The organism is Streptomyces rugosispiralis (assembly GCF_024505145.1).
In the GTDB taxonomy this organism is placed as follows: Bacteria; Actinomycetota; Actinomycetes; order Streptomycetales; family Streptomycetaceae; genus Streptomyces; species Streptomyces rugosispiralis.
The window spans coordinates 17259-36765 of sequence record NZ_JANIAA010000014.1; the positions used below are offsets into that span (position 1 = coordinate 17259).

The window sequence follows — 19507 nt, forward strand, 5'->3', positions numbered from 1 at the left end:
TGGGGGCATTCAACGCATCGTCAAAAGCGATGCCTCACGCGTACAACCCTGACAGGGGGCGGCGTGTCCAACAGGCGTGGCAGAGGTATTCGGCATCGCAACGGTTCCAGGGCATGGCGGCGCGGCAGTACGCCCCCCGCGTGTCCCAGGTGGCATGCCGGTGATCGCGCCATGGCCTACGGCCCGCCCCGCGCACATCACAACAGGGCGCGAGGACACTGACGACGCGATGGCAGCGGGCACCACAGTCGATCACCTCACCGAGACCTACCGCGCCCACTACCGGTCGCTGCTCGGTCTCGCCGCGCTCCTGCTCGACGACACCGCGTCCTGCGAGGACGTCGTGCAGGAAGCGTTCATCCGTGTGCACACGGCGCGCAAGAGAGTCCGGGATCCCGAGAAGACCCTCGCCTATCTGCGGCAGACGGTCGTCAATCTCTCCCGCTCCGCGCTGCGCCGACGCATCCTCGGGCTGAAGCTGCTCTCCAAGCCGATGCCCGATATGGCCAGCGCCGAGGAGGGGGCGTACGAACAGCTGGAACGGGATCAACTGATCAAGGCGATGAGGGGACTTCAGCGCCGTCAGCGCGAGGTTCTCGTGCTGCGCTACTTCGCCGATATGACCGAGGCCCAGGTGGCCGAGACGCTGGGCATATCGCTCGGCTCGGTCAAGGCGTACGGCTCGCGCGGCATCGCGGCGCTCCGCGTCGCCATGGAGGCTCCGGCATGAACCACAACACATCTACGCCGGGCTCGGGGGATCCCGGCCGGCTCCACGGCCACGAGCCGGAATCCAGGGAGCCAGGGGAGTCCAGGGAGACCACGGGGCCCAAGGGGCCGGTAGAGGCGACGGAGGCCGCGGAGACGACAGAGCCCGCGGAAGCTGCGGAGCCCGTGGAAGCTGCGGAGCCCGTGGAAGCTGCGGCGGACGCGGAGTCCACGGCGGACGGGGAGGCCACGGCGGACGCGGAGTCGGCCGGGTCCGTGGGGTCCCGGGAGGCCCGTGAGTCCGCCGGGTCCGCGGAGAACCGTGAGCCCGCGGAGCCCGCGGGCGCCGAGGAGCGCACCGGGTCCGCCGAGGAGCGCACCGGGTCGGCCGAGGCCACGGAGGGCGGGAAGTCCGCCGGGTCCGAGACCGGGCGGGTGACACCCCTCCGCATTCAGCTCGACGACGACGAGCCCGGCGGTGAGGACGAGGAGGCGCTGCGGCGGCTGCTGCACCGCGCCGTCGACGAGCTCGAGCCGTCCCCCGCATCCCTCGACCATCTGCGGCGCGCCGTGCCCGCCCGCCGTGCGCGGCGGCGCCAGGCCCTGGTCGGGGCCGCGGCGGCGCTGGTGCTCGGCTGTGCGGCCGTACCGGCGCTGGTGCACGTCGCGACCACCAGCGACAGCTCGAGCGACCGCCCGGCCAACGCCGCCAGCAGCCACCGCCCCCCCGAGGCCAGCGGCGGCCCGCACGGCGAGGGCAGCGGCGGCAAGGACGCCGACGGGCCCGCCGACAAGGTCGAGGAGCACAAGGGCGACAAGGGCAAGGACAAGGAGAAGGACAAGCCGTCGAAGGGCGAGGAGGGCGGCTCCGGCGGTACGGTCCCCGACCCGACCAACACGCTGAACGCCACCTCCCCCACCTGCAGCCGCGCCCAGCTCACCAGCGGTGGCGCCGGATCGGTCGGAGCGGCCGACGCCGAGGGGCGGGTCTACGGCTCGTTCCGCGTCGTGAACATCTCGGACCGGGCCTGCACGGTCGAGGGCAGCGGCTCGGTGGGCGCGAGCGCCCAGGGCGGCGCGGACGCCTCGCGGATCCTGGTCGTGGACCACACGGCGGGCGACGCGGCGGCGGGGCTGCCCGACCCCTCCACCCAGCCGGGCACGCTCATCCTCAAGCCCGGCCAGGCGTACGAGGTCAAGTTCGCCTGGATCCCGGCGGCGGGCGGCGGCACCAGCGGCTGCTCCACCACCGGCACCCCGACCCCCGACCCGTCCACGGACGGGGCCCAGGAGGGACCGCAGGACGACCCCAGCACGGGCGATCCGGGCGGCACCCCGGGCGGCGGTGGCGGCGGCGGTGGCGGCGGTGAGCCGCAGGACGCGAGCGTCCTGGTCAGCCATTCGCCGGAGGCGGGCGACCCGGCCGCGGCGAGCGTGTCGATCGGCGGCGCCTGCGCCGGAACGATCTACCGCACCGGTCTGCTGACGTCCTAGAGCCCGCTCTCCTTCTTCCCGAGCCCGCTGCCCTCCCTCCAGGGCCCGCCGACGTCTCTCCGGAGCCGTTGAGCGGCGGTCTCCCGGGGCCTCGAGCCCGGGAGGCCCCGGGGCGGTCCGGGCGCGTCCCGGCGGGGTCCTGGGGCCACGGCACGGGGCTCTGTGGGGCGGCCCCGCCGCCGGGGCCGCGACGCGAAGCCCGTACCGTGGGGGTGTGTATCGGTTTCTGCTGACCCCCCGCTGGTGGGTGATCAACGTGTTCACCCTGCTGGCGATCCCGGTCTGCCTCTTCATGGGCAGTTGGCAGCTCAGCCGCTTCGAGACGCGGGTCAACACGCATAACGAGCAGCGGGACGAGGCGTCCGCCGCGCGGAAGGCCGCGGCCCGGCCGCTGGGCGATCTGCTGCCGGTCACCGCGAAGACCTCCGGGGAGCGGGCCACCGCCACCGGTCGATACGACACCGCACATCAACTCCTCGTGCCCGACCGGCGGCTGGACGACCGCGACGGCTTCTATGTGCTGACTCTGCTGCGTGTGGACGAGGGCAAGGACGGGCCCAAGGGCGGGAGCAAGGACGGGGCCAAGGGCGGGAGCAAGGACGGCGCCAAGGCGCTGCCCGTCGTCCGCGGCTGGCTCCCCGGCGACGCCGACGATCCGGCGGCCACCGCCAAGGTGCCCGCACCCCCCTCCGGCGAGGTGACCGTCACCGGTGCGCTGCAGGCGTCCGAGCACCAGGGCGGCGACGGGGTGAGCGCGAGCGGTGGCCTCCCCCGCGGTCAGCTCGGCATGATCAGCGCCGCCTCCCTGGTCAACCTGGTGCCGTACCAGGTGTATGACGCCTGGGTCACCTCCACCGAGGCTCCCGGGGCCCTGAAGCCGGTGCCCCCCACGGCGGCGGAGGGCACCGGGCTCGACATCAAGGCGTTCCAGAACCTGGGCTACACCGGTGAGTGGTTCGTCTTCGCCGGTTTCGTGGTCTTCATGTGGTTCCGGCTGTTCCGCCGCGAGGCCGAGACGGCCCGCGATCTGGCCCTCGGCATCACGCCGCCCGAGCCGACGGCTCCGACGGCGCCGGGTGCGGACCCGACCCCAGATGACGCCGAGCGAACTCGATCTCCAAGCGCAACTGCTTGATCCGCTCCTCGACGACCAGCGAGCCGTGCCCCGCGTCATAGCGGTAGACCTCATGCGGGGCGCCGCGCCGCTCGAGCCGCTCCACATAGTTGTCGATCTGCCGTATGGGGCAGCGCGGGTCGTTCACCCCCGCCGAGATGTAGACCGGCGCCCGCACCTGATCCACATAGGTCAGCGGGGACGATGCCTCGAACCGCTCCGGCACCTCCTCCGGGGTGCCGCCCAGCAGGGTGCGGTCCATCGCCTTCAGGGCCTCCATCTCGTCGTGGTAGGCCGTCACATAGTCCGCGACCGGGACCGCGGCCAGCCCCAGCGCCCATGAATCCGGCTGGGTGCCGATCCCCAGCAGGGTCAGATAGCCGCCCCAGGAACCACCGGCCAGCACCAGCCGCTCGGGGTCGGCGAGCCCGGAGGCCACCGCCCACTCCCGCACGGCCGCGATGTCCTCCAGCTCGATCAGCCCGACCCGGTGCTTGAGCGCGTCCGTCCACGCCCGCCCGTAGCCGGTCGAGCCGCGGTAGTTGACCCGCACCACGGCGAAGCCATGGTCCACCCAGGCGGCGGGGCCCGCCGCGAAAGCGTCACTGTCGTGCCAGGTCGGCCCGCCGTGGATGTCGAAGACCGTCGGGAAGGGGCCCTCGCCCGCGGGCTTCTGCACCAGCGCGTGCACCCGCCCGCCGGGGCCGTCCACCCAGACGTCGGTGACCGGTACCGACTCCGGGGCGGTGAACCCGGGCGGGTCCAGCACCGTCCGCCCGCTCGTCGACCGCACCTGGGGCGGCTTCTCGGCCGACGACCACAGGAACTCCACCGTGCCGTCCGGCCGCGCGGTGGCGCCCGAGATCGTGCCCGCCGGGGTCTCCAGGCGGGTCAGCTCGCCGGCGGCGAGGTCGTACCGCCACAGCTCGCTGCGGGCCTGATGGCTGTGCTCGACCAGCAGCGCCGATCCGTCCGGGAACCAGTCCGCCCCCACGTCACCGGGCAGGTCGATCGCCAGCGCCGTCTCCACACCGGTCGTCGGATCCCACACCATGGGCTCCCACCGGCCGCGCCGCTGGTGCCCGACCAGCAGCCGGGTGTCCCCCTCGACGGGCGCGAAGCCCATCACGGACAGGCCCAGCTCCTCGGTGCCGCCCTTGGTGTCGTCCAGCTCCGCGACGGCCGTCCCGTCCGGCCGCAGGATCCGGATCGCCGAGTGCATCGCGTCGCCGTGCTCGGTGTGCTCGATCGCGATCAGCGCCCCGTCATGGGAGAGATCCCCCACTCCGGCGGACTCGCGGTGCCGGTAGATCTCCTCGGACTCGCCGCCCGGCCGCACCACATGGATGGTCGAGCCGTCCTCGTCGGTGGACCGCCCGACGACCGCCGTGCCGTCGCGGCCCAGCGCGAGCCCCGCGGGGTAGGAAGGCTCCAGACCCGGGGTCGCGGGCTCGTCGGCCGGGCGCCCGTCACCCTCGTCACTCTCACCGCCGCTGAACGGCTGGCGCAGCCACACCCCGAACTCATCGCCGTCGGTGTCCGAGAACCACCAGATCCACCGGCCGTCCGGCGACAGCACCCCGTCGGTCGTCCCGTTCGGCCGGTCGGTGACCTGCCGCTGGGCACCGGTGGCCCGGTCCCATGCGTACAGCTCGTACGTACCCGTGGCGTTCGAGACGAACAGCGAGTGGTCCGGGGCCTCTTCCGCCCAGTCGGGCAGCCCCACTCGCGGCGCCCGGAAGCGCTTTTCCCAGTCCGGCATGGACTCCGTGCTCTCAGTCATGCCCACCATTCTGCGCCGCACCCCGACATGCGCGCTGGCGTCGCCCCGCGCCTGTGGATAACGTTCCCGGCGGGATGGACGGCAGGCCGCACACCGAGGGGGAGCTGATGGCCGACATAGGCGCGACGGTTGAGACGTACTGGGCAACGGCCCAGGCCAGGGACTGGCGGGCGTTCGGTGCCACCCTCGCCGACGACGTCCGCTACGAACTGCCGCAGACCCGCGAGCGGGTGCTCGGCCGGGACGGCGTGGTCCGCTTCAACGCGGAGCACGTGGGCGAGTGGAGCCTGGAGGTCGAGCGCGTCATCACCGACGGCGATCAGGCGGTCTCCTGGGTGAGTTTCAGCGTGGACGAGGAGGAGACGCAGGCGATCAGCTTCTTCACCGCCTCGGCGGACGGCCGGATCCAGACCATCACCGACTTCTGGCCGACGTCGTACGAGCCCCCGCGTGAGCGCGAGCACTTGGTCGAGCGCTTCTGAATACCCTCCCGATATCCGAACATCCGATATCCGATGCCCTCCCGCCCCTCCGGCGCCTCGCTCCGGCGGCGCCCTGCCCCCTCCGTCCCCCGCCCCTGCGTCCCCGTCCCTCCCGTTCACCCCGTCCCCTCCCCGGGCCCGGCTACTTCAGCAGCACCGGCAGCTCCTCCACGCCGTAGACGATGGAGAGCTTCCGGAACGATAGCTTCTCCGCCGGTACCGCGAGCCGCATCTCCGGGAACCGCCGTATGAGCGCGGGGTAGGCGGCCCGGAGTTCCATCTTGGCCAGCTCGGCGCCGATGCAGCGGTGGATGCCGTACCCGAAGGCCAGGTGAGAGGGGGCCTGCCGGTGCGGATCGACCCGCTCCATGTCCGGGCCCAGCTTCTCGTCCCGATTGGCCCCGCTCAGTGAGCACAGCACCAGATCACCGGCGGATATCCGGGTGCCCGCGATCTCCATGTCCTCGCGGGCGAACCGCGGGAAGGCCACCTGCACCACCGTGAGATAGCGCAGCAGCTCCTCCACGAACGGGTCCACGACATCGTCCTGGTCACGTATCGCGGCGAACTGCTCAGGGGCCTGGAGCAGCACCAGCGTGCCGAGCGCCAGCATGCTCGCGGTCGTCTCCAGACCGCCGGTCAGCACCCCGTCGGCGAGCCCGGCCAGCTCCTGGTCGTCGAGCTCGTCGCCGTGCTCCTTCACCAGCATGCCGAGCAGCCCGTCGCCGGGCGTCTCACGCTGCTTGCGCACGATCCCGTGCAGATAGGAGAGGGAGTCCGACATCGCGCCGAAGGAGGCGTTCGCCCCGCCGAAGAGGTCGAACCGCGCCGTGCTGTGGCGCTGGAAGTCATCGCGGTCCTCGTACGGCACACCGAGCAGCTCGCAGATGACCAGCGCGGGAATGGGAAGCGCGAACGCCTCCACGAGATCCACCGGACCCTCGGCCGCGGCCATCTCGTCGAGGCGCTCCTCCACGATGGCGTGGATGCGCGGGGTGAGCCTGCTGAGCCGCCGCATGGTGAATTCGGGCGTCAGCAGGCGTCGCAGTCTCGTATGTGTCGGTGGATCGCTGAAACCGAGACCTCCCGGATTCTGCTGCGGGGCGACGCCGATGTTCCGTTCCGCGAGGTTGGTGAAATCGGAGCTGAAGCCCTTCGCCTTTCCGAGGACCGCCTTGGTCTCGTCATATCCGGTGACAAGCCAGGCATTGATCCCGAAAGGCAGCCATATCTTACTGATGGGTTCCTTTGCCCTGGTTCGTGACAGATCGGGAATGGGGTCGAGGCCGTCGCGCCTCAGCGGTGCCAGTGTGGCGTCCGGGAGGAACGACATCTTGGACAAGTCGAAGCCGTTCTTCTGAATTCTCGAAAAGTACTTGCGACCCAACCAGGCGACGATGTTTGAGCGGAGATTCGACATGGCGCAATACTGCCCTGCCACGCCCGGACGGCCATGCTCCGGTGCCGGACGCGCTCCGGTGTGATGCGCCACAACAGCGTGTGCGCCCTCCCCGAGCGGGCACTCCGGAGGGCACTCTGGAGGGCACATCGGAGGGCACATCGGTGGGCGCGGGCGGTGAGCGGGGCGGTGGGCACTCCGGGGTGCGCCGGTGGTCATCAACGCGCCGATGGGCGCCAAGGTGGCGCGGGCCGCAAAATCGGAGGAAGGTGTACATATCGGGCGTGAAGCCCGAGCGATGACGGCTGCCTGCGGGACGTCTGTGACGCCCCCGGGGACATGAGTGAGGTGAGCGGCCTTGCGGGAGAGGTTCCGTGCTGTCCAGGGCGCGCCCTGCTGGGTGAGTCTCATGGCAGCGGATCTGGACCGCGCGCATCACTTCTACGGAGAGCTCTTCGGCTGGGGCTTCCGCCCCACCCGGCAGGGCCACGGCCGTTACACCATCGCGTACACCGAGGGCGGCGTACCGACCGTCGGCATCGGCGCCTCGTCCCCGTCGGCGGGGGTGAGCCTGCCGGTCACCTGGACCACGTACTTCGCGGCGGACAGCGCGGACGAGGTGGCCTCGCGCGTCCAGGAGCGCGGCGGCACGGTCGCGGTCGGGCCGCTGGAGTTCGGCAGCGGCCGGGTGGCCTGGGCGGCCGACCCGGACGGGGCCAACTTCGGCATCTGGGAGGGCGACCTGACCTCCGCGTGGTGGGGCGAGCGCAGACCGGGCGCGCCCGTATGGCTGGAACTGCGCACCCGTGACGCCTTCGAGGCGGCGCTTTTCTACGGGCAGGCCTTCGGCTGGGACACCCAGGGGCGGGAGCGCTGCGACGTCCGCTTCGAGCACGACCGGGTGGTCCTCCACATCGACGGTAAGGCGGTCGCGGGGCTGCGCGGCGGCGCCATCGAGGCCGCCCCGGACCCGAACGTCCGGCCCCGCTGGCGGGTCTACTTCTGTGTGAAGGACGTCGACGAGGTCGCCGAACGCGCCGCGGAGCTCGGCGGCGGCGTCATCTCCCTGCCGGTCGACACCCCCTATGGGCGCATCGCGGCGCTGCGCGACCCGGAGGGCGGGATCTTCAGCGTGGCGGCCGTGCGGAAAGGGCCGGCGGACGAGGATCGGCGGTTGTAGCCAGGAGGATGGGCAGGGGAATGGGGCAGCGGGACAGGGGGAGCGGGGGCCCTCGACGGCTGTGGGCGGCGGCGCCTACGATCGGAAGTACGGCATCGCGTGTCGGTCACCGGCCGGGTGAGGCATGGAGGTGCCCGTGAGATTGCCTTACGGAGGCATTCCACAGTGTCTGTCGAGTTGAATCACACGATCGTCCATTCTCTGGACAACCACGAATCCGCGGAATTCCTGGCGAATATCCTCGGCCTCGAGGTGGGAGAGGAATGGGGCCCGTTCGTCCCGGTGGAGACCAGTAATGGTGTCACCCTGGACTTCGCCACCATTCCCGGCGAATCGATCGTCATGCAGCATTACGCGTTCCTCATCTCGGACGAGGAGTTCGACGCGGCCTTCGGGCGGATCCGGGAGCAGGGGGTCACGTACTACGCCGATCCCCATCTGAAGCAGCCGGGCGAGATCAACCACCATTACGGCGGGCGCGGGCTGTACTTCATGGACCCGGCCGGTCATGGCATGGAGATCATCACTCGCCCGTACGGCAACGAGGAGTAGTCCGGGCACCGAGGAGTAGTCCGGCACCGCGGGTGGACCGGGGCGGCGTACGCCCCGGTCCACCCGCTCAGCTTTCCGCTGCCTGCTCGCGGTCCCGGCGCTCCCGCCACGCCCGTACGGCCTCGTCGATGTCGAACGGCGCGAGATTGAGCGGCGGGCCGGGCGGGGGCCGCCGGATCGCCTCACGGATCTTGTCATTGACCTCCGCAAGGATCTCCCGCACCGTCCGCTCCGACGGCGCCTTCTCCACGGCGGCGAGCGCGTCCTCCGCCTCTTTGCGCAGGACGAGTGTCGGTGGCAGAAACGACAGATTCTCGCGGGCCATCTTCTCCTTGACCCACCACAGATCGTCGTAGGGCTTGTCGAGATTGGGGAGGGGTTTTCCCTTTCCTCGGAGGTCGGCGAACGCGCCGCGTTCATCCGCCTCGCGGATCTGCCGGTCGGCCCACGTTTCGAAACTGATACCCGGTGGCTTTCGCTCGGTCACCCTCAGATTCTCCCTCGGGCGGCACGAAACGCGCCACAGGCCGTATGGGAACGGGAGGTCAGGGCGTTGGGAACGGGAGGTCGGGCCGTATGGGAACGGGAGGTCAGAGGTGGGAGGCGAGGACCGGCAGCAGATCCTGGAACGTCCGCCCGGTGGCGGGCGCGCCGATCGCCGACATCTGCCAGGTCCCGCCCGCTCCGCCCGTCCCGCTCTCGCGGTGCACCTTGGCCATGACCTGGGCCGTGTACGGGCCGCCGCCGCTCAGGGTGTAGCGGGCCAGCTCCTGGCCGTTGGTTTCGTCGACCAGACGGCAGAACGCGTTCTCGACCTCGGCGAAGGTCTGTCCGGAGAAGGAGTTCACCGTGAACAGGATCTGATCGACATGGACCGGAACGCGCTGCAGATCGATCAGGATCGATTCGTCGTCGCCGCCCTGACCGGCACCGCCGACGAGATTGTCGCCGGTGTGCCGTACGGAACCGTCGTCACTCGTCAGATGCTGGAAGAACACGACGTCCACGGCTTCCCGTCCGGCGAAGAGCACGGCCGAGGCGTCCAGGTCGATCTCCTTGGCGGTCAGCCGGGCGAGGAACCCCTTCCGCGGCGCGGCCTTCCAGCCCAGGCCCATGCGCACCGCGGTGAGCTCACCCCCGTCGGACTTGCTCAGGCTGATCCGCTGGCCCTTGGCCAGGTTTACCGTCATGTGGTTCCTCTCTCGCTCTTCTGACTCTGACTCTGACTCGTCCGGGACGGGCTGTGCGACCTCTCCAGCCGGTCGCGCAGAAACGGCAGGATGCCGCGGTGAAGAAGGGCCCTCAGCCAGGCGTCACGGGCCGTGGCCACGGCCGCGTCATCCCGACGCCTGACGTAGGGCGGGTGTGGAGATGGATGCAGGTAGGGGCGTAGGTGTCCATGGATGCGCGGGCGCTGGTCGGAGGCCGGGGTTCGGTGGCGTACGGCGGTGACGAGCAGGCAGGCCGCCCCCACCACCAGAGTGAACGCCGCGATCGTCGCGCTGGTCAGCCCGGCGGTCAACAGTGCGTCGGACAGTTCGCGTTGGGAGTCGAAGAGCCCCAGCAGCCCGCCGAGGAGCAGAAAGGCCGCGGTCGAGGCGCCGGCCAGAGCCGGTGTGAGGACGGCGAGCACCGGCAGCAGTCCACGGGCGCCTGCCGAGGGGGTGGGTGAGCCGGATAGGGCGGATGCGGTGGACGCGGTAGCCGTGGTAGCCGTGGTCGTGGCCATGGCGGCGCGTTGCCGCAGGTACGCGGCGTATTCGGGCGCGGCGGCCGTCGCGATCAGCTCGCTCGCCACGAGCGCCTGGGCGCGCAGCCGTTGGATGTCCGTGGCCCCCGAGGCCCCCGTGTCTCCCGTGTCCCCCGAGGCCCCCGTGTCTCCTGTGGCCCCCGTGGCCCCCGTGGCCCCCGCGTCCGCCGTGGCCTCTTTGCGCCGCAGGGCCTCACGGATCTCCGCCGTACGCAGCGCCTGGTGCAGCGCCCGCTCGAAGTCGGGCCTGTCCTCGGCCTGTAAGCCGGGTAGGGCGGTCATGTCCGAGCTTCCTCGATGAGTAGGAATGAACGGGCCGCCGGGCCTGGCTCATCAGGGGGGGAAGGCCGGGCCCGGCGGCCGCAGGAGGGCGTCAGTCAGAGATTGACGCCGAAGTCGGAGGCGATGCCCGCGAGCCCCGAGGCGTACCCCTGGCCGACCGCGCGGAACTTCCACTCCGCACCATTGCGGTAGAGCTCACCGAAGACCATCGCCGTCTCGGTCGCGGCGTCCTCGCTCAGGTCGTAGCGGGCGAGTTCGGCGTTGTCCGCCTGGTTGACCACCCGGATGAAGGCATTCCGGACCTGGCCGAAGTTCTGGCTGCGGCTCTCCGCGTCGTGGATGGAGACCGGGAAGACGATCCTGGCGACCTCGGCGGGCACGGTGGCCAGATTGACCTTGATGGCCTCGTCGTCGCCCTCGCCCTCACCGGTGAGGTTGTCGCCGGTGTGCTCCACGGAGCCGTCGGGGCTGGTGAGGTTGTTGTAGAAGACGAAGTGCCGGTCGGACGCGACCTTACCGGCCTCATCGCACAGCAGCGCGCTCGCGTCGAGGTCGTAGTCGGTGCCGGTCGTCGTCCGCACGTCCCAGCCCAGGCCGACAAGGACCGCGCTCAGGCCCGGCGCCTCCTTGCTCAGCGAGACATTGCCGCCTTTGGACAGGGAAACTCCCACGATCTCCTCCTGGTGCTGCTCGGTGGACCGGAATCAAAATCTACAGCACTGTAGAAGTTGGTGGGGTGAGGGACAGAGGGATCGGCGAGATCTGGGCTGGGCGGGGCGAGGGGGAGGCACGACGAGCCGAGGTCGGTGGCCCATCCGGCCCACCGATTCACCTCACCACGCCCTATCGCCCATTACGCCACCACCCCACCACTCCACCACTCCACCACTCCACCACCCATCGGCCTACGCGGTGGCGAGCGACACCTCGGTCGACTTGATCAGAGCGGTGACCCGGCTGCCCTCGGCGAGCTCCAGCTCCGCCGCCGCGTCCTGGGTGATGGCCGCCGTGAGCTCCTGGCCGCCGCCGATGTCGATGACGACGGTGGCCATGGCGGCGCCGAGGGTGAGGCGGCTGACGGTGCCCGGGAAGCGATTGCGGACGCTCAGCCCCGAGACCTCCCCGGTGGCCAGGGCCACCTCGGTGGCCTTGGCCAGCGCCGTCACCTGGGAGCCCTCCCCGATGCCGAGCTCCTTCACGGCACCCATGGTCACCGCGGCCGTCACCATCTGTCCCCCGGACAGCCGCCCCTGGACCGTGGCCATGGCCTCGCCAGGCGTCACGGACACGACGGTGGCGGGAAGCTGATTGCGGATGCTGAGACTCATGGGTGCACCACCCCGGAGGCGGAGGTCAAGGGCCTGATACGCCTCACCCTAGGCACCCACCCACGGATCCGCGCGCCGACGCACAACGGCCCATGCGCCGCACAGGCCGGACGGCGCCCCGCACCACCCCCTCACCCGCCCCCAGCCACTCCCCGCCACCCCGGCCCCCCACGTACGATCGGACGAATGCGCCGCTCTCCCGCCGACCTCGTCCGCGAATTCCACCTGGCCTTCGGTCTCGACGCCCGTAAGGCCCCCACCGAGGTCTCACCGGAACTCGCCGCCCACCGCCAGGACCTCCTGGCCGAGGAGTGCGCCGAAGTGGCCGAGGCGAGCGCCCACGGCACCCTCGACCACCTCGCCCACGAACTGGCCGACGTCGTCTACGTCGCGTACGGCACCGCCCTGGTCCACGGCATCGACCTCGACGAGGTGATCGCCGAGATCCACCGGGCCAATATGACCAAACTCGGCCCCGACGGCCGCCCCACCCTCCGTGCCGACGGCAAGGTCCTCAAGGGCGCCCACTACCGGGCCCCCGACATCCCGGCCGTCCTCCGCCGCCAGGGCTGGACCGACGCGGCGGAATAGGCGTCCCGCCCGGCCGGGGCCGCATGCCGGGCGGATGCGGAAGGGCGCCTGGAACAGGGTGCCTGGAAGAGGCCGCCTGGCAGAAGGGCGCCTGGCAGAAGGCCGCCTGGCAGAAGGGCGCCCGGAAGAAGGCCGCTGCGCTTGACCGCGTGATCGACCAGCCAGGTCGGTGAGAAGAATCGGCCACTGCTCGATCCCCGGTGCAGCCCCCGATGGTGATCGCTAACGTGCTCGAAAGGGTGACCTACGACGAGCCCACACCGCCGGAACGCCAAGTGTGGGATGCCTTTCCAGCCGGTGTCGCTGTCGACTTCCGCGCCGCGCCCGAGGAGGACCCGGCGGAGGGCGCGGTTTGGGGGCCCGAGCGAACGGTGCGGGGCGAGGTGCTGCGCACGCTTCTCGGCATGGGGACATCACCTGCCCTGTGCATCTGACCCACAGTTACTTCGACGCCAAACCTGATCTGTACGCCGCTCGCCTCGGCGAGCTGCACCTGTGGCGGTCAGTCCTGCCGGGACTGGCCGCGGTCGGAACTCGCCGTCGCGCTGAACCACGCGGTGATCGGCGACGCGATCGTGGCCACCGGCATGTCCGTGCGCGGCGAGGTCCGCTTGGACGGAGCCACGGTGACCGCTCAGGTTTCGCTGTCTTCGGCCCGGCTGCACAAATCCCGGTGGTATGGCCCTGAACGCCGATGGGCTCACCGTGGGGTCGGACCTGACCGGTGCACGTTGCACGGACTGTACGCCCAGGGCCGCATCACCTTGCGCGGCGCTCGCATACCCGGGCAACTGGACCTGACCGAGGCCCGCATGTCCAACCCTGACGGTATGGCACTGCGCGTCGGCAGCGCCGTCATCGGGGAAATGTGGCTGCGCGGCGCCGCCCCAATCGAGGGCACCGTGAATCTCCGCCGCACGCCGCACCCAGCTCCAATTGCTCTACGCGGAGCCCGCGGTGTGGCCCGAGCAAGTCCGGCTCGGCGAGCTCACCTACACCACTCGCCTGCCCCATCTGCCCGCGGCCGATCGGCTGCCGCTGCTGGCGCGCGATGAGTATCTGCCGCATGGCTACCGGCAGTTGACCGCCGCCTATCAGCGGGTCGGCGACGACGCGGCCACGCGGCTCGTGCAGCTCGCCAAGCACCGACGCCACCGCGCATGACCCTCCCCGCGTACGCACGCGCGTGGAGCTGGGCGCTTCTGCCGATCATCGACTTCGGCCAAGAGCGCGCCTACGCCCCCCACGGTTGGTATCAGTGGCTGAGCTACGCGTGAGCTACGCGCTGATCATCAGCGGCTGGCTCCTCGTGACCACGATCGTCGCCGGCATCACCCGAGCCATCAGCCGGTCTTAAGGCGTGTTCGACGAATCCGGGGCTTCATGGCGAACAGTGGCGGTTCCCACTCCGCTACCCCGGAAACGCGTCAGGGGCCCGACCCGCTTTCGCGGATCAGGCCCCTGACCTGTGTTCCTTCAGTCGGGGTGGCGGGATTTGAACCCACGACCTCTTCGTCCCGAACGAAGCGCGCTGCCAAGCTGCGCTACACCCCGAAGCAACGAGCTCTACTTTAGCGGACCTGTGGCCAGAGACGAAATCCGGTTCTCGGGGTCCCGCAGGTCGGGGCGGTCGGGGCGAGCCCGGTGGGTGGGGTGGGGTCAGGGGGTCTGGGGGGTGAGGGTGAGCAGGGTGGCCTCCGGGGGGCAGGCGAAGCGGACCGGGGTGTAGCGGTTGGTGCCGCAGCCCGCGGAGACGTGGAGGTAGGAGGTGTGGCCGCCGGCCTGGTGCTGGGAGAGGCCCTTCACCCGGCGGGCGTCCAGGTCGCAGTTGGTGACCAGGGCGCCGTAGAAGGGGATGCACAGCTGGCCGCCGTGGGTGTGGCCCGCGAGGATCAGGGGGTAGCGGTCCGCGGCGAAGGCGTCGAGGACGCGCAGATACGGGGCGTGGACCACGGCCAGGGAGAGGTCGGCGCCCGACTCGGGGCCGCCGGCCACCTCGGCGTAGCGGTCGCGCTTGATGTGGGGGTCGTCGAGGCCGGTGAGGGCGATCTCGATGTCCTCCAGCTTCAGGCGGCCGCGGGTGTTCGACAGCCCGACCCAGCCGGCCGCGTCGAACGCGTCGCGGAGCTCCGTCCACGGGTTGTGGATGGCGCCGACGACCGGGGGGTTGCCGTTCAGGCCGTGCTTACCGCTGGCCTTCTCGAGCAGATAGCGGGCGGGGTTGCGCGGCTTCGGGCCGTAGTAGTCGTTCGAGCCGAAGACATACGCGCCGGGGAACTCCATCAGCGGGCCCAGCGCGTCCAGGACCTCCGGTACGCCCTCCGGGTCCGAGAGGTTGTCCCCCGTGTTCACCACGAAGTCGGGGCGCAGTCCGGCCAGCGACTGGAGCCAGCGCTGCTTCTTGCGCTGTCCGCTCACCATGTGAATGTCGGAGACCTGCAGGACGCGCAGGGGGCGCATCCCCCTCGGGAGCACCGGGACGGTGATCCGCCGGAGCCTGAAGGACCGGACTTCGAAGCAGGCGGCATAGGCGAGGCCGGCCGCGCCGACCGCCGTGATTCCCAGAGGTACTCCGTATCGCGCGTGCATGCCGTCCATGGTCGCAGAACGCCGCCGGGCGAGAAATCTTCGGGTGATTCCCGGCCAGTGCTGGCACACTCGACGCCATGACCACCACGCTCAAGTCCAGGCTTCAGGCCGATCTCACCGCGGCGATCAAGGCGCGCGACGAACTGCGCTCCTCGACTCTCCGGCTCACCATCACCGCGATCACCAAGGAAGAGGTCGCGGGCGAGAGCGCACGTGAGCTGTCCGACGCCGAGGTGGAGAAGATCGTCGCGCGGGAGGCCAAGAAGCGCCGTGAGGCCGCCGAGGCGTTTGAGAAGGGCGGACGCGCGGAGCAGGCCGAGCGGGAGAAGGCGGAGGGCGAGGTGCTCGCCGAGTATCTGCCGAAGCCCCTTACGGACGACGAGCTGAACGCCCTGGTGGCCGAGGCGGTGCGGGAGGCCGCGGCGGGCGGCGCGGAGGGGCCGCGGGCCATGGGCGACGTGATGAAGATCGTGAACCCGAAGATCGCCGGGCGGGCGGAGGGCGGCCGGGTCGCCGCCGCGGTGAAGCGGCAGCTCGCGGGCGGGTAGTCCCCGTCCGGAGGGCGCCTTGTCGCGCCGTGTTACGGATCGCGTGCTCTGTGTTGTGGGCTCGCGGGCGCCGTAAGGCTCCCATGGCTCCCATGGCGGCCGTAAGGATCCCATGGCGGTCGTAAGGACCCCTTGGCGGTCGTAAGGATCCCATGGCGGCCGTAAGGATCCCCGCGCACGCATAAGTCACGCATAAGAAGGGGGCCGGACATTCCGTCCGGCCCCCTTCAGCGCTCCATCACGAGCCACCGCTACCGCGGAAAGTTCCAGCCGCCGTTCCCGTTCCCGTTGCCGTTACCGCCGTCCCCATTGCCGCCGCCGATCAGGTCCGGGGGCAGGGAGATGTCCGGCCACGGGTTGTCCTGGCCGCCGTTGCCGCCGTTGTCACCCTTGTCGTTGCCCCTGTCGCGGCCCGGCCTGCGGTCGTCCGGCTTCTTGCCGTCGTGGGGCTTGCGCTGGTTCGGGTCCTTGATCTGGACGTTCACGAAGTTCGGCGCCGGCTTGCCGTCCAGCGCGCCGCTCATCGCGTCCTTCCAGATCGGCCCTGGGGTGTCCGCGCCGTAGACCTTGTCGTGGGGCACGCCGCCGATGGTGATGTTCTCCATCTTGACGCCCTTGGAGCCCGGTCCGCCGACCCACACCGCACCGGCCATGTTCGGGGTGTAGCCGACGAACCAGGCGGCCCTGCGCTCGTCCGTCGTACCCGTCTTACCGGCGCTCGGGCGGCTCTGGAGCCCGGCCTGCTTGCCGGTGCCGTCCTCGACCACTCCGCGCAGCAGCGTGTTGATGGTGTCCGCGGTCTTCTCCGACATCGCGCGCGAGCACTTCGACTGCGGCACCTTCAGCTTCTTGCCGCTGGGGCCGGTGATCGACTCGATGAAGACCGGCGAGCAGTAGACACCACGGTTGGCGAAGGTCGCGTAGGCGTTGGCCATCGTCAGCGGCGAGAAGCCCTCGGAGCCGAGGGTGACCGAGGGCACCTGGTTGTGCTCCTCGCCGTCGGCGCGCTTCGCCCCCATCTTGTCGGCCATCTGCGTCACCGGGCAGACCCCGATGTCGCTGATCAGCTGGACGAAGTAGGTGTTGACCGACTTGGCGGTCGCCTCCTTCATCCCGTACGGGCCGACCTCCTTCTCGTTCTCGTTCTCGACGGTCGCGCCCTCGTCGTTGCTCCAGGTGCCCTTGCAGGTGGTGACCGGGCTCGGATACTTCATCTTGTACGGCGAGGAGTAGCGCTGGTACGGCTTCTTGCCCTGCTCGATGGCGGCCGCCGCGGTGATCGGCTTGAACGTGGAGCCGACCTGGAAACCGTAGTTGGAACCGCCCATGGACTTGTCCGCGGACAGGTTGATCTGGGTCTCGTTCTCGCCGAAGCCGTACGGCCTGGACTGGCCCATCCCCAGCACCTTGCCGGTGCCCGGCTCGACGAGCGTCACCGCGGTGGCCACCGGGTCGGACTGGTAGACATGCTTCTTGATCGACTTCTGGACCGACTCCTGGGCCTGCGGGTCCAGCGTCGTGCGGATCGTCAGACCGCCCTGGGTCCAGCGCTTGGCCCGCGCTTCCGCCGTCTTGCCGAAGGTCCGGTCGTTGAGCAGGGTCTCGCGGACGTAGTCACAGAAGAACCCGGCGCCCTTGACCGCCGTGATGCAGCCGCTCCTGGGCATGCTGACCTTGAGGCCGAGCGGCTTCTTCTGGGCCGCGGCGGCCTGCGCCGGAGTGATGTCCTTCACCTCGGCCATGCGCCGCAGCACGGTGTCGCGGCGCGCCTTGGCGGACTTCGGGGCGTTGATCGGGTCGTAGCGGCTGGGCGACTGGACGAGACCGGCCAGCAGCGCCGCCTGCTCCAGCTTCAGATCCTTGGCGGACTTGCTGAAGTAGCGCTGGGAGGCCGCCTCGATGCCGTACGCCTGCTGCCCGAAGAAGGTGATGTTCAGGTAGTTCTCGAGGATCCGCTTCTTGCCCAGTTCCTTCTCGACCTTGATCGCGTACTTCAGTTCCTTGATCTTGCGGCCTATGGACTGCTGGGTGGCCTCGGCGACCTTCTCCTTGTCGTCGCCCGCCTCCTCGACGAACACGTTCTTCACATACTGCTGGGTCAGGGTGGAGGCGCCCTGGGAGACCCCGCCGTCCTGCGCGTTGGTGTTGACCGCGCGCAGCACGCCCTTGAGGTCGACCGCCCCGTGCTCGTAGAAGCGGGCGTCCTCGATCGCGACGATCGCCTGCCGCATGTACGGGGAGATGTCGTTGAGCTTCACGATCGTCCGGTCGCGGGAGTAGACCTTCGCGATCTCCCCACCCTTGGCGTCCAGGATCGTGGTCCGCTGGCTGAGCGGCGGTGTCTTGAGATTGGCCGGAATTCCGTCGAACTCCTCGACGGTTCCCTTGGCCGCCAGGCCGAGCGCCCCGACGGCGGGAAGCGCGAGCCCGGCCATCACGGCACCGGCCAGCGCGCTGACGCCGAGGAACTTGGCGGCCTGTTGAGCGGTGGACAGCCCTCCGCTCGAGCGCGTGTTTCCCATAGGACGCAGCCTACGTCTCGAATCGCCGGACAGGGGACCGGGTGTTCGCATAAGCTGTTTCACGCCAGTCACAGCTGTGTGGCTGAGCCACACCTCCATCCTCACTCAAGTGAGCGGTGAGGCCTGCCCGGATTGCGGCCCCTGTCCTGAGCTGCCCGCTGTTCGGTGCGTGAACTGCCCGGATTTGCACTAGTAATCGCAAATGTCGCCAGCTCACTCCGTTGGGTGATCTGCCGCGTACCCATAGTCCGTTCGGACCATCCAAGATTGGGCCTGCAGGGGGTGTTGCGCTGTGTCTCGCTTCCGTAACGTCCTCAACTGGCGACGGTGAATATGCCGTTTGTCGCCGTGGGGGAGCTCCGATTCGGGAGAGGACGGCGCCAGCATGGGCTGGGTAACCGACTGGAGTGCGCAGGCCGCCTGCCGCACTACTGATCCAGATGAACTGTTCGTCCAGGGCGCGGCACAGAACAGGGCCAAAGCGGTCTGCACCGGATGCCCGGTGCGCACCGAGTGCCTTGCGGATGCCTTGGACAACCGCGTGGAGTTCGGTGTGTGGGGAGGGATGACCGAGCGCGAGCGGCGAGCACTGCTGCGCCGCCGGCCGACGGTGACCTCCTGGCGCAGGCTCCTGGAGACCGCGCGCATCGAGTACGAGCGCAGCGCGGGGATTCTGCCCTTCGACGACGAGGACTACGAGCGCTTCGCCGCGGTCGGATAGGCCGGACGGCGGTCCGCCGGTGGCCGGCTGACGGCCTGCCGGGCTGATGGCCGCCTCATCATCACCTCACCCACCTCTCGTCTCGGCACGTCTCGGTACGAGTGGGGGTGCGAGTACGGGCGCGCCTCGTCAGGGGCGGGTACGGGTACGCGCACGCCTCCGAGCACGACCGCGGCCTTGGCCGCGGTCGGCCGTGGGGCTGTGGGGGCGCGTGTGACACGGCCTCGGGTGACATGGCTTCCTGTGGCATGCCTGGTGGGGCATGGCTGGCGCGGCGCGGCCTGGTGTGACGCGCGGCATGGCCTGGTGTGACATGGCTAACAGGTCGTGGCGGGCCGGGGGTTGGTCCGCCGCCTAGGCCAGTGTGGCCACTGTGACGCCTTCGGCTGCCCGGTTACGCCCTCGGTCACCGGTGACTGTGGCCTGTCTGCCTGTCTGCCTGTCTGCCTGTCTGCCTGTCTGCC

The 19507-nt window shown here is 70.2% G+C and carries 20 protein-coding genes and 1 tRNA gene; 11 read left to right on the forward strand and 10 right to left on the reverse strand.

The window, feature by feature from the left end; genetic code table 11:
- Nucleotides 1-154 precede the first annotated feature (154 nt).
- The 3 genes from NP777_RS21740 (at nt 155) to NP777_RS21750 (ending at nt 3337) form a co-directional block, all read left to right on the forward strand.
- The gene (locus NP777_RS21740; RefSeq protein ID WP_256651849.1) at nt 155-730 is read left to right on the forward strand and encodes a SigE family RNA polymerase sigma factor; all 576 of its coding nucleotides are present in this window, start codon (nt 155-157) and stop codon (nt 728-730) included.
- A gap of 182 nt (nt 731-912) precedes the next feature.
- The gene (locus tag NP777_RS21745; protein WP_256651850.1) at nt 913-2202 is read left to right on the forward strand and encodes a DUF4232 domain-containing protein; all 1290 of its coding nucleotides are present in this window, start codon (nt 913-915) and stop codon (nt 2200-2202) included.
- A 214-nt stretch (nt 2203-2416) separates the two neighbouring features.
- Nucleotides 2417-3337 (forward strand): SURF1 family protein, encoded by a 921-nt coding sequence (locus NP777_RS21750; RefSeq protein WP_256651851.1) that lies wholly within the window; start codon nt 2417-2419, stop codon nt 3335-3337.
- Here NP777_RS21750 and NP777_RS21755 read toward each other — a convergent pair.
- Nucleotides 3243-5108, reverse strand: a complete 1866-nt coding sequence (locus tag NP777_RS21755; RefSeq protein ID WP_256651852.1) for a S9 family peptidase — start codon at nt 5106-5108, stop codon at nt 3243-3245. The genes NP777_RS21750 and NP777_RS21755 overlap by 95 nt on opposite strands.
- A gap of 98 nt (nt 5109-5206) precedes the next feature.
- Here NP777_RS21755 and NP777_RS21760 point away from each other — a divergent pair, with 98 nt between their 5' ends.
- Nucleotides 5207-5581 (forward strand): nuclear transport factor 2 family protein, encoded by a 375-nt coding sequence (locus NP777_RS21760; RefSeq protein WP_256651988.1) that lies wholly within the window; start codon nt 5207-5209, stop codon nt 5579-5581.
- Nucleotides 5582-5723: 142 nt separating this feature from the next.
- Here NP777_RS21760 and NP777_RS21765 read toward each other — a convergent pair whose 3' ends face one another.
- Nucleotides 5724-7001 carry a cytochrome P450 gene (locus NP777_RS21765; protein WP_256651853.1) on the reverse strand — a complete coding sequence of 426 codons (1278 nt, stop codon included), beginning with the start codon at nt 6999-7001 and terminating at the stop codon, nt 5724-5726.
- A 388-nt stretch (nt 7002-7389) separates the two neighbouring features.
- On the opposite strand from NP777_RS21765, the gene NP777_RS21770 reads away from it, so the two are divergent.
- A complete protein-coding gene (locus NP777_RS21770; RefSeq protein WP_256651854.1) occupies nt 7390-8160 on the forward strand; it encodes a VOC family protein in 771 nt (256 codons plus the stop codon).
- A 165-nt stretch (nt 8161-8325) separates the two neighbouring features.
- The gene (locus NP777_RS21775; RefSeq protein WP_256651855.1) at nt 8326-8712 is read left to right on the forward strand and encodes a VOC family protein; all 387 of its coding nucleotides are present in this window, start codon (nt 8326-8328) and stop codon (nt 8710-8712) included.
- A 67-nt stretch (nt 8713-8779) separates the two neighbouring features.
- Here the strand turns inward: NP777_RS21775 and NP777_RS21780 are convergent, their stop codons facing one another.
- From NP777_RS21780 to NP777_RS21800, 5 genes are all read right to left on the reverse strand, one after another.
- Nucleotides 8780-9199, reverse strand: coding sequence for a DnaJ family domain-containing protein (locus NP777_RS21780; RefSeq protein ID WP_256651856.1), 420 nt, complete (start codon nt 9197-9199; stop codon nt 8780-8782).
- A 103-nt stretch (nt 9200-9302) separates the two neighbouring features.
- A complete protein-coding gene (locus tag NP777_RS21785) occupies nt 9303-9902 on the reverse strand; it encodes a TerD family protein (protein WP_256651857.1) in 600 nt (199 codons plus the stop codon).
- On the reverse strand, nt 9899-10744 hold the full coding sequence (locus tag NP777_RS21790; protein WP_256651858.1) for a hypothetical protein: 846 nt from the start codon (nt 10742-10744) through the stop codon (nt 9899-9901). Before NP777_RS21790 ends, NP777_RS21785 begins: the two co-directional genes overlap by 4 nt.
- Before the next feature lie 95 nt (nt 10745-10839).
- Complete coding sequence (locus NP777_RS21795) at nt 10840-11415, reverse strand: TerD family protein (RefSeq protein WP_256651859.1); 576 nt, start codon at nt 11413-11415, stop codon at nt 10840-10842.
- Nucleotides 11416-11649: 234 nt separating this feature from the next.
- Nucleotides 11650-12072, reverse strand: a complete 423-nt coding sequence (locus NP777_RS21800; RefSeq protein ID WP_256651860.1) for a TOBE domain-containing protein — start codon at nt 12070-12072, stop codon at nt 11650-11652.
- 186 nt (nt 12073-12258) lie between these two features.
- On the opposite strand from NP777_RS21800, the gene NP777_RS21805 reads away from it, so the two are divergent.
- The 3 genes from NP777_RS21805 (at nt 12259) to NP777_RS48130 (ending at nt 13827) form a co-directional block, all read left to right on the forward strand.
- The gene (locus NP777_RS21805) at nt 12259-12663 is read left to right on the forward strand and encodes a pyrophosphohydrolase domain-containing protein (RefSeq protein WP_256651861.1); all 405 of its coding nucleotides are present in this window, start codon (nt 12259-12261) and stop codon (nt 12661-12663) included.
- A 239-nt stretch (nt 12664-12902) separates the two neighbouring features.
- Nucleotides 12903-13097, forward strand: coding sequence for a hypothetical protein (locus tag NP777_RS48125; RefSeq protein WP_308405187.1), 195 nt, complete (start codon nt 12903-12905; stop codon nt 13095-13097).
- 502 nt (nt 13098-13599) lie between these two features.
- The gene (locus NP777_RS48130; RefSeq protein ID WP_308405188.1) at nt 13600-13827 is read left to right on the forward strand and encodes a hypothetical protein; all 228 of its coding nucleotides are present in this window, start codon (nt 13600-13602) and stop codon (nt 13825-13827) included.
- 316 nt (nt 13828-14143) lie between these two features.
- On the opposite strand, the gene NP777_RS21815 is transcribed toward NP777_RS48130, so the two are convergent.
- Nucleotides 14144-14217, reverse strand: a tRNA-Pro gene (locus NP777_RS21815).
- A 105-nt stretch (nt 14218-14322) separates the two neighbouring features.
- A complete protein-coding gene (locus NP777_RS21820; protein WP_256651862.1) occupies nt 14323-15252 on the reverse strand; it encodes a metallophosphoesterase in 930 nt (309 codons plus the stop codon).
- 77 nt (nt 15253-15329) lie between these two features.
- Here NP777_RS21820 and NP777_RS21825 point away from each other — a divergent pair, with 77 nt between their 5' ends.
- Nucleotides 15330-15800, forward strand: a complete 471-nt coding sequence (locus NP777_RS21825) for a GatB/YqeY domain-containing protein (RefSeq protein WP_256651863.1) — start codon at nt 15330-15332, stop codon at nt 15798-15800.
- A 251-nt stretch (nt 15801-16051) separates the two neighbouring features.
- Here NP777_RS21825 and NP777_RS21830 read toward each other — a convergent pair whose 3' ends face one another.
- Nucleotides 16052-18322 (reverse strand): transglycosylase domain-containing protein, encoded by a 2271-nt coding sequence (locus tag NP777_RS21830; protein WP_256651864.1) that lies wholly within the window; start codon nt 18320-18322, stop codon nt 16052-16054.
- Between the two features lie 385 nt (nt 18323-18707).
- Here NP777_RS21830 and NP777_RS21835 point away from each other — a divergent pair, with 385 nt between their 5' ends.
- On the forward strand, nt 18708-19043 hold the full coding sequence (locus tag NP777_RS21835) for a WhiB family transcriptional regulator (RefSeq protein ID WP_020870211.1): 336 nt from the start codon (nt 18708-18710) through the stop codon (nt 19041-19043).
- Nucleotides 19044-19507: the final 464 nt, after the last annotated feature.